Raw genomic sequence first — 14595 nt, 5'->3', positions numbered from 1 at the left:
TTAAAAGGTGTGGGTGATTTGATTAGTATAGCGCTTACAAAGGGTAGGATAGAAAAAGGAGCAATTAAGTTATTAGAGCAAGCTGGATTTGGAGTTGAAGAATTAAAAGATAAGGGCAGAAAGTTGATTTTTAATGATACCAAAGAAGATATACGATATTTTTTAGTTAAAGCAAATGATACTGTTACCTATGTAGAACATGGAGTAGCAGATATTGCAATAGTAGGTAAGGATACGTTATTAGAAAAAGAAGAAAATTACTATGAGGTATTAGATTTAGGAATGGGAAAGTGTAAATTTATTGTAGCAACATTACCAGGTACTAATATTTTTAATAAAATAGGCCATATAAAAATAGGTACAAAGTATCCAGCGGTAGCAAAGAGCTATTTTGAGGGCAAAGGAATGGATGTTGAAATCATAAAAATAGAAGGATCTGTAGAGCTTGCACCTATACTTGGAATTAGTGAAGGTATTGTAGACATAATGGAAACTGGTACAACATTAAAGGAAAATGGTCTAGTTGTTGTAGATGAGATTTGTGATATTAGTTCAAGAGTGATAGTAAATAAATCAAGTTTTAAATTAAAAAGAAATGAAATAAATAGTTTTATAGATAAAATAAGAGAAGTATGTAACTAATAGTGTTTATTATATAAAACTAAAGGGGGCAAGGTTAATATGATAGACATAATAGAATTGGACAATAAGAGTATAAAAGAAATTGTAAAATGTTTAAAAAAGAGAAATAACACAGCTGATGTAAGAAGAAATGTTGAAGATATTATTGAAGATATTAAGGAAAATGGAAACAAAGCGTTAAGAGAATATACATTAAAATTTGATAAAGCAGATTTAAAGGATTTTTTAGTTTCTGAAGAGGAAATTAATAATGCTTACAACAAATGTGATAAGTCAATATTAGAGATATTAGAAGAAAGCAAGAATAATATTACTAAGTATCATGAAAAACAAAAAAAGACAGGCTATCTTTATCAAAAGGAATTAGGAATTTATATGGGGCAAAGAATAATTCCTGTTGAAAGTACAGGGGTGTATGTTCCAGGGGGGAAGGCAGCATATCCTTCATCAGTATTAATGAATGTAATTCCTGCAAAGGTTGCAGGTGTTAAAGAAATTATAATTGCAACACCACCTAATAGTGATGGTGAAGTTAATCAAAATATATTAGTAGCAGCTAAAATTTGTGGCGTTAATAAAGTTTATAAAATTGGAGGCGCACAAGCTATTGCAACATTAGCTTTTGGAACAGAAAGTATTAATCCTGTGGATATGATAGTAGGGCCAGGAAATGCATATGTAGCAGAGGCAAAGAGGCAGGTATACGGAATTGTTGGCATAGATATGGTTGCTGGACCTAGTGAAATTTTAGTTATTGCTGAGAATGATGCAAATCCAAGATATATAGCTGCTGATATGATGTCACAAGCAGAACATGATGAATTAGCATCATCAATTTTATTAACAACATCTAAAGAGTTGGCTTTGAATGTTAAGAAAGAAATTAGTATTCAAATTAAAAATCTTTCAAGAAAAGAGATAATAGAAAAATCCTTAAGTGATTATGGAAAAATAATTGTGTGTAATGATATTGATGAGTGTATAAAGCTAACTAATTTAATTGCACCAGAACATTTAGAGATTTTACTTGAAAATCCTTTAGATTACTTAGATGAAATAAAAAATGCAGGTTCTGTTTTTTTAGGATCATATACACCAGAACCTATAGGAGACTATTTTGGTGGTACAAATCATGTATTGCCTACTAGTGGAACAGCAAAATTTTCATCACCATTATCAGTTGATACTTTTGTAAAAAAATCATCATTTTTATCTTATTCAAAGCGTGCATTATATAGGGATGGCAATAAGATAATAAAATTTGCAAACGAAGAAGGATTAACTGCTCATGCAAATTCTGTAAAGGTAAGATTAGATAATGAAGAAAATTAAAAGTTATAAAGGGATAATGAATGATGAATTTGGTATAAGAGTAAATGGTAATGAGAGTTATAAAAATATTACAAAGGATGAATTAAATGAGATTATTGAAGAAGTAAAAAAAATAAATTTTAATAGATATCCGGATAATGATTCTATAGATATAAGAAAAGCATATGCAAATGTAATTGGAGTAAGTGAAGAAAATATTATTGCTGGCAATGGATCAGATGAAATGATTTCTTTAATAATAGATACTCAAATAACTAAAAGGAAAACTGTATTAACTATTAATCCAGATTTTTCAATGTATGATTTTTATACTTCTTTAAATGATGGGATAATTAAAAAATATAATACAGAAAAAGATGGCGAGTTCTCAGTTAGTAAATTTATAACATATGGTAAGAAAGTGGAGCCAAAAGTTATTATCTTTTCTAATCCTAATAATCCAACAGGTCATGTAATAAGCTCAGAAGATATTATTTTTATTTTAGAATCATTTAAAGATACTTTAGTGGTAGTTGATGAAGCTTATTATGAATTTTATGGACAAAGTATGATTGGGTATATAGAAATTTATAAAAATTTAGTTGTTACAAGAACATTATCTAAAGCCTGGGGATTAGCAGCACTAAGAATAGGATTCTTAATTGCAAATAAAGAATTGATTAAAAGCTTAAACTTAAGCAAGGTTCCATATAATTTAAATACATTTTCTCAACTAGTAGGATGTATTGTTTTGAGACATCCAGAAAGGATATTAAAAAATGTCGAAGAAATAGTGCATGAAAGAGAAAGATTATATAAAAGATTAAATGAAATACAAAAGAATAGTAATGATGAAATCAAATTTTATAAATCAAAGTCTAACTTTATTTCTGGTAGAACAAAAAATAAAGAAAAATTAAAAAAGGCGTTAGAGGATAAAGGAATATTAATAAGATATTTTGAAGATGATAGCTTTAGAATTTCAGTAGGTTCACCTTTGGAAAATGACTTTATTGTAAATATTATAGGAAATAATATGTGTGAAGTGAGGGAGAAGTGTGAAGAGAATATCTCAAATTAATAGAAAGACTAATGAAACAAATACTATTTTAGACATTGACTTAGATGGAGAGGGAATAAGTAATATACAAACTAATATAGGATTTTTTAATCATATGATTGATTTACTGGCATTTCACAGCAATATAAATATTAATTTAAATGCAGATGGAGATATTGATGTTTGTGATCATCATTTAATAGAGGATGTTGGAATTGCTTTGGGAAAATGCATGAATGAAGCATTAGGAGAAAGAAGAGGAATAAAAAGATATGGAACTTTTTTTCTTCCAATGGATGAAGCATTAGTAATGGTATCAGTAGATATTAGTGGAAGAAGTTATTTGCATTTTGAAGGGGAGTTTAAAAGAGAAAATATAGGTGATTTTTCTACAGAAATGGTTAAAGAATTTTTTAGAGCTGTTGCCTTTAATGCAGGAATTACATTGCATATAAGGGTTTTATATGGTGAAAATGATCATCATAAAATCGAAGGGATATTCAAAGCTTTTGGAAGAGCATTAAAAGAAGCTATTACTATTGAAGGTAATAGCATACCTTCTTCTAAAGGTGTTCTTTAAAAAAATTAAAGAATTGTGGGAGGATATATGATTACAATTATTGATTATGGAATGGGCAACTTAAAAAGTGTATATAATGCTTTAGTTAAGATTGGTTTTAATTGTCGTATTTCCGGGGAAATAAAAGATATAGAAAAATCGGATAAATTAATATTACCTGGGGTTGGAGCTTTTAAAGATGCAATGGATAATTTAGAGAAAATGAACTTAATTCCTATAATAAATAAAAAGGTTAATGAGGGATGTCCATTACTAGGCATTTGTTTAGGAATGCAAATGCTTTTTGAAGAAGGATATGAAGGGCAGCCTAGAAAAGGTCTTGGTTTTATAGAAGGAGAGGTTAAGCTAATAGAACCAAATGAAGAAGTAAAAATACCTCATATAGGCTGGAATAGATTAGAAATAAACAAAAAAAGTAAAATATTTAACGGACTTAACGAGGAGAGTTTTGTTTATTATGTTCATAGCTTCATGTCAACAAATATGTCAGAGGATAATTTAATTGCATATTCAGAGTATGGTGGAATTAACATACCAGGAATGGTGAATAAGAGAAATATATATGGGGCACAATTTCATCCAGAAAAAAGTGGGGAAGTTGGATTAAGAATACTTAAGAATTTTGGGGAGTTGATTGTATGATTATAATTCCGGCTATAGATATTATAGATGGTAAACCTGTGAGACTTTATCAAGGTGACTATGATAAGAAGGAAATAGTAGGTAAAGATATATTAGAAATAGCTAAGAGTTTTGAAGAAACAGGAGCAGAATATATTCATTTAGTAGATTTAGATGGAGCAAAAGTTGGAAAATTAGTCAATAAGGAAATAATTATTAAAGTTGCTAAAGAGATAAATGTGCCTGTTGAAGTTGGTGGGGGAATTAGAACTTATGAAGATATTAAGTATTTAATAGATAATGGAGTAAGTAGGGTTATTTTAGGGACAGTTGCAATGGAAGATTCTGAATTTGTTAAAACTGTTGTAAATGAATTTGGAGAAAAAATTGCAGTTGGAGTAGATTGTAAGAATGAATATTTATGTGGAAGAGGTTGGCTTCAAGAGAGTAGGATTCATTATATTAGTTTTTCTAAAAAGATGGAAGACTTAGGAGTTAAAAATATTATTTTAACTGATATTAGTAAGGATGGAACTTTAAAGGGTACCAATATAGATATGCTTAAAAAGTTAAGTGAAAATGTAAAAATCAATTTAACAGCTTCAGGAGGAGTGGCTGGAAGTGATGATATTAAAGAACTTAAAAAATTAAATATATATGGTGTAATTGTTGGGAAAGCAATTTATTCAGGATACATAAATTTAAAAGAAGCTATTGATTTATGTAAAATAAATTCCTAAAAAGATTGAAGGTGAAAGTATGCATACAAAAAGAATAATTCCTTGTCTAGATGTAAGAGCAGGAAAAGTTGTTAAGGGTATAAACTTTGTAGGAATAAAGGAAGTTGGAGATCCTGTTGAGCTTGGGGAATATTACTATAAGCAAGGTGCTGATGAACTTGTTTTTTTAGATATTACTGCCACGCATGAAGGTAGAGGGATAATGGAAAAAGTAGTTGAAAGAGTATCAGAAAAGATTTTTATTCCTTTTACTGTAGGTGGAGGATTAAGAAATATTGATGATATAAAGAGAATACTAAGAGCTGGAGCCGACAAAGTGAGTTTAAACTCAGCTGCTGTAAGAAATAAGGAATTAATAAAAGAAGGTGCTTATTATTTTGGAAATCAATGTATTGTTTTAGCTGTGGATGCAAAAAAAAGAGATGATAATAGTGGTTGGAATGTTTTTGTGAATGGTGGAAGAATTGATACAGGGATAGACGCACTTAAATGGATAGAAGAAGCAACTAAATTAGGAATAGGTGAAATACTATTAACTTCAATGGATACAGATGGAACTAAGAAAGGCTTTGATTTAGAGCTTACTAGAAAGGTAAGTGAACTTACTAATGTTCCAGTAATTGCTTCTGGTGGATGTGGAGCATTAAAAGATTTTGAAGAGGTATTTAAAGATGGGATGGCAGATGCTGCATTGGCTGCTTCATTATTCCATTATGGTGAATTAAGTATTAGAGAAGTAAAAGATTATTTAAAACAAAGAAACGTTAATGTGAGAATGTAGTTATGTGATTTATTAATATGAAGAGAAGTAATTAATGGGAGGTGTGAAATGGAGAAAATAGCTTTAGATTTTGAAAAAGGAAATGGATTAATACCTACTGTTATTCAAGATTATGAAAGTAATGAAGTATTAATGGTTGCTTATATGTCTGAAGAAAGTTTAAAACTTACTTTAGAAAGTAAAAAAACATGGTTTTATAGTAGAAGTAGAAATGAACTATGGAATAAAGGGGTAACCTCGGGGCATTTTCAAGAAGTTAAAGAAATTTGGACAGACTGTGACAATGATACTTTATTAATTAAGGTAATTCAAAATGGAGCAGCTTGTCATACAGGTAAAAAGAGTTGTTTCTTTAGGAGGGTGTGTTAAATATGGTATTAGAAGATATATTTGAAATTATTAAAGATAGAAAAGAAAATGGAGAAGATGGGTCATATACTAAATATTTATTTGATAAGGGTACAGATAAGATATTGAAAAAAGTTGGAGAAGAATGCACTGAAGTAATAATTGCTGCTAAAGGTGAAGATAAAAATGAGATAGTAAATGAAATTTGTGATTTAGCATACCATGTACTTGTACTTATGGCAGATAAGGAAATAACCTTAGAAGAATTAAATGAACAATTAAAAATTAGAAGAAATAAGATTAATAATTTTAAAGGTGAAAGAAAAAGTATTGATAATGTTTAATCAATTTTAATTATTAAGGCGAGTGAATATATTTTCTAATTCAATAAAAAGATTTAATATATAAATTAATGCAAGATAGTTCAAATTAAAATTAATATATTAATGTAATAAGGAGCTAATGTTTTTATGTAAATATAAAAGCATTAGCTTTTAAAATATTTTAATGTAAAAAATATAGAATACATTAAATAAGAAATTAATGAATTTTATTAATTAATGTTTAAAATTATATATATAAGTTAATAATCACAATTGGTGATGTATTGTGATTAATATGTATAGGACATTGGTCAATAGCATAAAAGATGATGAAAATTTTAAAAAATGCAATAATAATTTTAATATAACTAAAGAAGATAAAGAAAAAGGTAAAATTGAATGCCCTAAGTGTCATAGTGAAAAAGTGATTAAATTTGGATTTTATAATGGAATTCAAAGATATAAATGCAAGAATGAAGATTGTTGTAAAACATTTATTGATGAGAAAAGTAATCCTTTTAGATATTCTAAAAAGTTTAAAGAAAATTGGGAACAATATTTTGAACTTTTTATTAAAGGGTTATCATTAAGAGAATGTGCTGCTAAAATGGGAATTACGTTAGTAACGGCATTTTTTTGGAGACATAGATTTTTAGCAGATTTATGTGAAAAAAGTTATATCAAAAAAATAGGATCTTATGTTGAATTAACTAAATTGGTTTTATATGAAAATTTTAAAGGTGATAGAGGATATCATGGGGAAGAAAGAGATAAGATTATAGTTGTTAATGCATTAAATGATTATATGGATATAAGTTCAATAATTGCTGGTAGAAAGTTTTTAGGATTTTACGAAATTAGAGATAATATTATACCTAGAATAGATGCTAAAGCTTATGTAGTTGGATTCCAAGATAGTAGATTAAAGATGTTTGCTAATGCTTTAAATGAAATTAGGAATGTAAAGTTAAGAGAAGATATTAATGAGTTAAAAATAGATTTGGCATATTCAAATAAAGTGAAGAAATGGCTTATTAAATTTAATGGAGTTGCAAGTAAGTATCTGGATCATTATTTAAGTTGGAGAGCTTTTGAATATAAAAATAATACAGAATATGAAAGAAAGAATATATTTTCAATGAAAAAAGTATATTCTCAAATTAATGTAAAAGCTAAAATTAGCACATATATATCATGGGGAAATATAAAGAAAAGGACTATAGAAATATGAGTTATTAGATAAAATAAAAAAAGATAGATTTCTACTTATTATAATAATTTATTTAAGAATGTGATGTGAAATTTATAGCTTTTTATTGGGACACTATTTTCTATTTAGAGAATAGTTTATTTTTCATGTTTAAAATTGAAAAATATTTAGTGTTTGTAATACTTTTACATATAGAATTAAATTAAGATAGTATTTAGTGAAGGAGTGTATAATGTTAGATACTTAAGCGTATAGAGTAATGTTATATCAAAATGTTGTTAACAACATTTTGATATAACATTACTCTATATAGAAAAGAATATTAGTACTAAGAAGTTGTAGATTTAAGTTGTTGTTCAATGGCTAAATAACTAGAAATATTAATAAAAGATAATGAAATATTAAAATTAGGTATTCTGTAAAAAAAATATAATGTTATATGAGTATTGAATAAAAAAGTATTTACTAATAAGGCATAAGAAAAACTATGATATAATGAGATTAATACTGTTTGATATAAAAAATCAAAAGTTAATATAAAATTCAAGGGCAATAAGGAGAAATAAAATGATTAAAGCTGTAATTTTTGATTTAGATGGAACGTTGTTAGATACATTAGAGGATTTAGCTAATGCATGTAATTATGCATTAAGAAGTTGTGGATATAAGGAACATGCAGTAAAAGATTATGTGAGATTTGTTGGAAGTGGAAGATATGTTTTAATTCAACGTATATTGCCAGAAGCTGATAGAGAAAATAAAGATATAATCAATAAGGTTTTAGCCTTTTTTGATGAGTATTATGGAGAGCATATGTTAGATACTACAAAACCATATGATGGCATTAGTGGTATGATTGATGAATTAAAGAAAAATAACATAAGGCTTGCTGTTGTATCAAATAAGCCAGATGAGTTTGCAGGCGAAGTAGTTAAAAAGTATTTTGATGATAAATTTGAAATTACTTATGGACAGAGACCTAATCATGCGGTTAAACCAGATCCAAGAACTGTATATGAAGTTATTGACTATTTAAAAGTTAGTAAAGAAGAATGCGTATATGTTGGGGATTCTGATGTTGATATGCTTACTGCAAAAAATGCTAATGTTAAATCAATAGGTGTGGCATGGGGCTTTAGAGGAGAAGATGAATTAATAAATGCTGGTGCAAATCATATTATTCAAAATCCTAATGAGTTATTAGAATTAATAAAATAGATGATCAATAAGAAAATAAACTAGATTAATTAAAATCAATATAGGGTAGTTAGTAATAATAAAGTAACTACTCTATATTTTTTACTTTTATTGATAACAATATAAATATATTGACATTTTATAAAAAAAGAGATAGCATTAACATATTACCGATAGGAATAGTGGGTAATATCTAAAATGCTATAAAGAAGGTGAGTTTATGAAGATTTCAACTAAATCAAGATATGGAATAATTGCATTGATTGACTTGGTAATTAATTCAGAATATGGTTCTGTAACTTTGAAAGCTATATCAGAACGTCAAAATATATCAGAGAGATATTTAGAGCAAATATTTTCATTACTTAGAAAGTCAGGATTAATAATTGGGAAAAAAGGGGCTCAAGGTGGATATACTTTAACTAAACACCCAAATGAAATTACAATAGGAGAAATTTTAAAAGTCTTAGAGGGTGATTTACTTTTAATAGATGTAAAGGAGTATGAAGCAAATGAAATGGAGGGATTTGTAAATAGAGAAATTTGGAGTGAAATAAATAAAAAAATAAATGATTATTTTGAATCAATAACATTAGAGGAAATTGTTAATAAATATAAAAAAGAGAAAGTAGAAATTGTATATTATATATAATTTAAACTAGTATAATATATGATTTTGATGTAATATATAAATGGTATTTATAGACATATAGGAGGGCAAAATGAATAATACTTTTTTATCAGATTTTATAATGATAACAAATTTTAAAACCATAGCATTTATTGCTGTACTAGTAGCTATATTATTTGGTGTAAACCTTATGGCTAAAAAGAAAGTTAAATTTTCAACTAGAATGATAGTTTCTACTATCGCAGGATTAATTTTAGGAGTAATAATACAATTAGTAGCAGGACTGCCAAGTGATCCAAGCGAAGTTCAATGGATTAATGAAGTAAACAAGTGGTATGGACTTATTGGTTATGGATTTATGGATTTATTAAAGATGCTTGTAGTTCCTTTAATATTTGTATCTATTATCAGAGTTATTATAAATATGAAGGCTGGTGAGAATCTAGGAAAATTAACAACAAGATCAATTTTTACATTACTAGGTACTACTGCAATTGCAGCCATAGTAGGTATTATAGTAGGAAATTTATTTAAACTTGGGGTTTCTTCAAATGTAGTTCAAAGTACAAGTGAAATAAGAGAAATAACTCCAGTTGTTGATACATTAAGAGGATTACTTCCATCTAATCCTGTTGCGGCAATGGCTGAAGGTAATGTAGTTGCTGTTGTAATATTTGCAGCATTTATTGGTAACTCAATGAAGATATTAAATAAAAAGTACAGTGATGTTATTAAGCCTGTAACTGATTTAGTTAATGCTTCATATAAGATTATTACTAGTCTTGCTATGACTGTTATTAAATTTATGCCATATGCTGTAGTTGCATTGCTTGCGAATACAATAGCAGGAAGAGGACTAGCAGCAATAAAAGAAGTTGTTTGGTTTATAGTTGCACTTTACTTAAGTATTATTATAGTATTTATAATTCATTTAATAATTATAGCTATGTTAGGTTTAAATCCTATTACTTATGTAAAAAAGGCAATGGAACCTTTGATTTTAGCTTTTACTTCACGTTCTAGTCTTGGTACTTTACCAGTTACTATTGAAACACTAACTGATAAAATTGGTGTTGATAATGGAATTTCTTCATTTGTTGGAAGTTTAGGTTCTAATATGGGGATGAATGGATGTGCAGCTATTTATCCTGCATTAATGGCAGTTACATTAGCTAATATGTCAGGAACTAAAATGGATATTAGCTTCTATGGAATGCTTATAGTTATAATTGTAATTGGATCTTTAGGTATTGCTGGACTACCAGGAAGTGCAACAATGGCTGTTTCAGTAGCAATTTCAGGAATGGGAATGGGAGCATATTTCCCATTAGCAGGAGGAATAATAGCAATTGACCCTATATTAGATATGGGACGTACTATGCTAAATGTTAATGGAACAATGGTTACAGCAGTTGCTGTTGGGAAAAGTTTTAATAAAATTGACAAAGAAAAATATAATAGCAAATAAAATGTATATTTTGGAATAAAGACCTCTGTAAAAGTGTTTACAGAGGTTTTTATTATGAATTTTATATAAAATTTTCGCGGAAAAAATAGAATATTAATATTAGTATCTTTTGATATAAAGCAAAATGTAGTAGAATAATAGTTATGTAACATAAATGGAATATATGTTAAATCTATGATGGGAGATAGAGGAATGGTAAACAAAAAGAAAAAGAAGAAAAAAGATAAAAAATCATTAGGCTATAAGCAGAGATTGAATTTAGTTTATTCTATTGTATTTTGCTTGTTAGGTTTTTTAGTTATTAGATTAGGATGGTTAATGTTAGTAAGTGGTAGAGCGTTAGAAGCTAAGGCAAATTCAGAGTGGCAAAGAGAAATCAGCGTGACTGCAACTAGAGGTGATATTTTAGATAGAAATGAATCAGTATTAGTATCTTCTGCTAATGTTTATAGACTTGATTTTGATTTGGATGCCATTAGAACTCATATAAAAAATAAAGATGTAACTAAAGAGGAAATTGCAACTCAAATAGCCTCTGTGGTAACAGAAGTAAGTTATGATGAAATTTTGGAAGCATTAAATAAAAAAAATAGTGATGGCAGTGATGCAACATACGCAAGACTTGCAAGAGGAATAACAAAGGATGTTGCAGATAGTGCAGATGATTTAGGTATATATGGATTAATTGTGTCAAGAGATGTTAAAAGATATTATCCAAATGGAAATTTCTTATCAACAGCTTTAGGTGGAATTAATTCTGAAGGGGTTGGATTAACGGGAATAGAATTACAATATGATGAATATTTAGCTGGTATTTCAGGAATGAAAATCGGAGGCTATGATAGTTGGGGAAATAGATTACCATTTGAAACATATAAATTTACACCTCCTGTAGATGGAAATGATATTATATTAACTATAGATGAAAACTTACAATATGTTGCTGAAAAAATAGCACAAAAAGGTTTAGAAGAGCATAATGCAAAGGGAGTTCATGTTTTAATAATGGATCCTAATAATGGAGAAATTCTTGCGATGGTAAATAAACCTGACTATGATCCTAATACGCCTTATGAAGGATATGAATCTTTTGAGGGTGAAACTGAAAATGATCAAATTCAAAATATGTGGAGAAATTGGCTGGTAAGTGATACTTTTGAACCAGGATCTACTTTTAAGACAGTTACAATGGTAGCAGCATTAGAAGAAGGTTTAGTAAGTGATGATGATATATTTGTTTGTAATGGATCAGTTAAGTTTGGAAATACAACTGTTCATTGTTGGAAGCATGAAGGTCATGGAACTCAAACTTTAGCTGAAGTATTAAAAAACTCATGTAATGTTGGTATGATGGAAATTGGACAAAGACTTGGAATAGAAAAATTAAATAAATATATTTATAAATTAGGATTTGGAAAAACAACAGGAATAGATTTGCCAGGGGAAGCATCTGGTATAGTTAAATCAAGTGATACTGTATCAGCTATTGATTTAGCAACAATTTCGTTTGGACAAACTAATACAGTGACATCATTACAACTTATGACGGCATTTAATGCAATTGCAAATGGTGGTGATTTAATACAACCTCATATAGTTAAAGAAATTTCACATGAAGATGAAAGTGGAAATAGAATTATAGATGAGGAAATAAAGGCAGCTATAAAGACAGATGTATTATCAGATGAAAGTACAGCTTTATTAAGAAGTTATTTGGAAAGAACTGTAACTAAAGATGGTCCAGATGGATCTTTTGTTCAAGGATATAATGTTGGTGGAAAAACTGGTACAGCTCAAAAGGTTGACCCTGAAACGGGAACTTATTCAAAGGATAAGTATATTTCATCAATGATAGCATTGGCTCCAGTAGAAAATCCACAAATAACGGTATTTATTGCAGTAGATGAACCAAGTAATGGAGCTTATTATGGTGGTGAAGTTGCAGCACCATTAATGAAAGAATTATTTGAAGAAGTATTTAAGTATATGGATTCGCCACTTGCTAAAGAAAGATTTTCAATTTATAAGAATGTAATTATTCCTGATGTAAGAGGAAAATCTATAGAAGAAGCAAAAGAAATATTAAAAGCAAATAATTTAGAAGCTGAAGTAAAAGGAAATGGAAAGACTATAGTTTCTATGGATACTTATCCAGGAGCTACAGTTAAAGAAGGAACTACTATTACAATAACAGCAAAAGATAGTGGTCAAGTTGAAAAACAAGTAATAATGCCAGATTTAAAAGGAAATACAGAAGAATTCGCAACTTCTATCTTAAATAATTTAGGGTTGGTTTATGAATTTGAGGGAGAAGGAAATGTTTATTCACAAAGTGTTACAGCAGGTAATAAAGTAGTTAAAGGAACAAAAGTTACTATAACGCTTAAGAAAGAATTTGAATATTAATAAGTATATTCTGAGGAAGGTAATATGAAAAGTAATGGAAAAAATATAAAAAAGGGAAATGTGAAGAAAAAAAGACGTGTAAAACGTAAGCGAAGATATAAAGCTGTGAATTTATATATACTTTGCTCTGTTATGGCTTTAGTTGCTATTGGAATAATTATGGTTTTTTCAGCAAGTTATTATGATGCCTTATATAAACATAAAGATGTTTTTTATTTCTTAGGTAAAGAATTGACATGGGCTCCTATTGGGATTGTTGCAATGATAGTAATGATGTTGGTTGATTATCATGTGTGGAAAAAGTTCACTGTACTCGGATATGGGATAACGATTGTGGCATTAGTTGCAGTATTATTGTTTGGAGAAAATATTAATGGTGCAACACGTTGGCTTAATATAGCAGGTATATCTTTCCAACCATCGGAGCTTGCAAAATATATAATTGTATTTTTCTTAGCAATGATGATTGAAAAGTATGGACAGGTAAAAAAGAATTGGATAGTTCCATTAATATACTTAGGAGCCGCAGGTGTATTTTCTATATTAGTTTTTATGGAGAATAATTTAAGTATTGCAGCTATAATAATGTTTGTAGCATTTATTATGGTTTTTGTATCAGGAATGAATGGAAAAGAAACAATTGCATTAATGGGAGCTGGTGGAGTTTTAGGTGCCATGGGAATTTTTAGTTCTGATTATAGAAGAGAAAGATTTATGAGTTTTACAAACCCATGGAAATATGCTAATGATGAAGGGTATCAATTAGTTCATTCACTTTATGCAATAGGATCAGGTGGATTGTTTGGAGTTGGACTTGGCAATTCTAAACAAAAGGCATTATATATGCCAGAACCACATAATGACTTTATATTTGCAATAATAGCAGAAGAGTTGGGGTTAGTTGGATGTATTATAATTATGGCAATTTTTGCTGTATTGATTATTGCAGGTATTGATGTTGCTATGAAGGCTAAAGACAAGTATGGAAAGCTATTGGCAGCAGGTATTATTTCAGTAATAGCAGTACAGGTAATAATTAATATAGCAGTTGTTACAGGAAGTATGCCAGTTACAGGGGTGCCTTTACCTTTTATAAGTTATGGTGGTACATCACTTGTATTTAACTTAGCTGCAGTAGGAGTATTACTTAATATATCAAGACAAACAAAAAGTCATAAAGATGAAATTCAAGAAAAAATAATTAAGAGTAAAATGAATGTTTAATAATTTAGAGGCTGCAAGTGTAGCCTCTTTTATTTAAAAAAATATGGTTAATA

The 14595-nt window shown here is 28.5% G+C and carries 15 protein-coding genes; all 15 read left to right on the top strand.

Annotated features, from left to right (window positions below):
- Positions 1-18: 18 nt before the first annotated feature.
- The 15 genes from hisG (at position 19) to ftsW (ending at position 14542) form a co-directional block, all read left to right on the top strand.
- Entirely contained in the window at positions 19-642 is a 624-nt protein-coding gene (gene hisG, locus ABUA17_RS09095) for an ATP phosphoribosyltransferase (RefSeq protein ID WP_042400690.1), read from the top strand.
- A 39-nt stretch (positions 643-681) separates the two neighbouring features.
- Positions 682-1974, top strand: coding sequence for a histidinol dehydrogenase (hisD, locus tag ABUA17_RS09090; protein ID WP_042400688.1), 1293 nt, complete (start codon positions 682-684; stop codon positions 1972-1974).
- Entirely contained in the window at positions 1961-3034 is a 1074-nt protein-coding gene (gene hisC, locus ABUA17_RS09085) for a histidinol-phosphate transaminase (RefSeq protein WP_349817951.1), read from the top strand. Before hisD ends, hisC begins: the two co-directional genes overlap by 14 nt.
- A complete protein-coding gene (gene hisB, locus ABUA17_RS09080; RefSeq protein ID WP_055291207.1) occupies positions 3012-3593 on the top strand; it encodes an imidazoleglycerol-phosphate dehydratase HisB in 582 nt (193 codons plus the stop codon). The genes hisC and hisB overlap by 23 nt, the downstream gene beginning before the upstream one ends.
- A 27-nt stretch (positions 3594-3620) precedes the next feature.
- Complete coding sequence (gene hisH / locus ABUA17_RS09075) at positions 3621-4235, top strand: imidazole glycerol phosphate synthase subunit HisH (protein WP_042400678.1); 615 nt, start codon at positions 3621-3623, stop codon at positions 4233-4235.
- Complete coding sequence (gene hisA, locus ABUA17_RS09070) at positions 4232-4954, top strand: 1-(5-phosphoribosyl)-5-[(5-phosphoribosylamino)methylideneamino]imidazole-4-carboxamide isomerase (protein ID WP_042400673.1); 723 nt, start codon at positions 4232-4234, stop codon at positions 4952-4954. Before hisH ends, hisA begins: the two co-directional genes overlap by 4 nt.
- 19 nt (positions 4955-4973) lie before the next feature.
- Positions 4974-5735 carry an imidazole glycerol phosphate synthase subunit HisF gene (gene hisF, locus ABUA17_RS09065; RefSeq protein ID WP_055276831.1) on the top strand — a complete coding sequence of 254 codons (762 nt, stop codon included), beginning with the start codon at positions 4974-4976 and terminating at the stop codon, positions 5733-5735.
- Between the two features lie 48 nt (positions 5736-5783).
- A complete protein-coding gene (gene hisI, locus ABUA17_RS09060) occupies positions 5784-6104 on the top strand; it encodes a phosphoribosyl-AMP cyclohydrolase (RefSeq protein WP_042400668.1) in 321 nt (106 codons plus the stop codon).
- 2 nt (positions 6105-6106) lie between these two features.
- A complete protein-coding gene (gene hisE, locus ABUA17_RS09055; protein WP_042400665.1) occupies positions 6107-6427 on the top strand; it encodes a phosphoribosyl-ATP diphosphatase in 321 nt (106 codons plus the stop codon).
- Positions 6428-6701: 274 nt separating this feature from the next.
- Positions 6702-7637 (top strand): IS1/IS1595 family N-terminal zinc-binding domain-containing protein, encoded by a 936-nt coding sequence (locus tag ABUA17_RS09050; protein ID WP_156327438.1) that lies wholly within the window; start codon positions 6702-6704, stop codon positions 7635-7637.
- A 546-nt stretch (positions 7638-8183) separates the two neighbouring features.
- Positions 8184-8834 (top strand): HAD family hydrolase, encoded by a 651-nt coding sequence (locus ABUA17_RS09045; protein ID WP_042400664.1) that lies wholly within the window; start codon positions 8184-8186, stop codon positions 8832-8834.
- Between the two features lie 199 nt (positions 8835-9033).
- Positions 9034-9465: an RrF2 family transcriptional regulator gene (locus ABUA17_RS09040; RefSeq protein WP_042400659.1), complete on the top strand. Its 432-nt coding sequence runs from the start codon at positions 9034-9036 to the stop codon at positions 9463-9465.
- 70 nt (positions 9466-9535) lie between these two features.
- Positions 9536-10912 (top strand): cation:dicarboxylate symporter family transporter, encoded by a 1377-nt coding sequence (locus ABUA17_RS09035; protein ID WP_042400656.1) that lies wholly within the window; start codon positions 9536-9538, stop codon positions 10910-10912.
- A gap of 192 nt (positions 10913-11104) precedes the next feature.
- Positions 11105-13318, top strand: coding sequence for a stage V sporulation protein D (locus tag ABUA17_RS09030; protein WP_195951511.1), 2214 nt, complete (start codon positions 11105-11107; stop codon positions 13316-13318).
- A gap of 24 nt (positions 13319-13342) precedes the next feature.
- Positions 13343-14542: a putative lipid II flippase FtsW gene (ftsW, locus tag ABUA17_RS09025; protein ID WP_042400651.1), complete on the top strand. Its 1200-nt coding sequence runs from the start codon at positions 13343-13345 to the stop codon at positions 14540-14542.
- Positions 14543-14595 lie beyond the last annotated feature (53 nt).

The sequence above is a fragment of the Clostridium sp. RTP31139st1_H3_RTP31139_211217 genome, from assembly GCF_040227035.1.
Lineage (GTDB): Bacteria > Bacillota > Clostridia > Clostridiales > Clostridiaceae > Clostridium > Clostridium saudiense.
The sequence above is the reverse complement of the archived record's forward strand: the minus strand, read 5'-3'. Positions and strand labels throughout refer to the sequence as shown.

Bases quoted from the DNA above. Each gene is read 5' to 3' on its own strand.
- hisD (WP_042400688.1), top strand. From the start codon at position 682: ATGATAGACATAATAGAATTGGACAATAAGAGTATAAAAGAAATTGTA.
- hisC (WP_349817951.1), top strand. From the start codon at position 1,961: ATGAAGAAAATTAAAAGTTATAAAGGGATAATGAATGATGAATTTGGT.
- hisH (WP_042400678.1), top strand. From the start codon at position 3,621: ATGATTACAATTATTGATTATGGAATGGGCAACTTAAAAAGTGTATAT.
- hisA (WP_042400673.1), top strand. From the start codon at position 4,232: ATGATTATAATTCCGGCTATAGATATTATAGATGGTAAACCTGTGAGA.
- hisF (WP_055276831.1), top strand. From the start codon at position 4,974: ATGCATACAAAAAGAATAATTCCTTGTCTAGATGTAAGAGCAGGAAAA.
- hisI (WP_042400668.1), top strand. From the start codon at position 5,784: ATGGAGAAAATAGCTTTAGATTTTGAAAAAGGAAATGGATTAATACCT.
- hisE (WP_042400665.1), top strand. From the start codon at position 6,107: ATGGTATTAGAAGATATATTTGAAATTATTAAAGATAGAAAAGAAAAT.
- ABUA17_RS09050 (WP_156327438.1), top strand. From the start codon at position 6,702: ATGTATAGGACATTGGTCAATAGCATAAAAGATGATGAAAATTTTAAA.
- ABUA17_RS09045 (WP_042400664.1), top strand. From the start codon at position 8,184: ATGATTAAAGCTGTAATTTTTGATTTAGATGGAACGTTGTTAGATACA.
- ABUA17_RS09040 (WP_042400659.1), top strand. From the start codon at position 9,034: ATGAAGATTTCAACTAAATCAAGATATGGAATAATTGCATTGATTGAC.
- ABUA17_RS09035 (WP_042400656.1), top strand. From the start codon at position 9,536: ATGAATAATACTTTTTTATCAGATTTTATAATGATAACAAATTTTAAA.
- ABUA17_RS09030 (WP_195951511.1), top strand. From the start codon at position 11,105: ATGGTAAACAAAAAGAAAAAGAAGAAAAAAGATAAAAAATCATTAGGC.
- ftsW (WP_042400651.1), top strand. From the start codon at position 13,343: ATGAAAAGTAATGGAAAAAATATAAAAAAGGGAAATGTGAAGAAAAAA.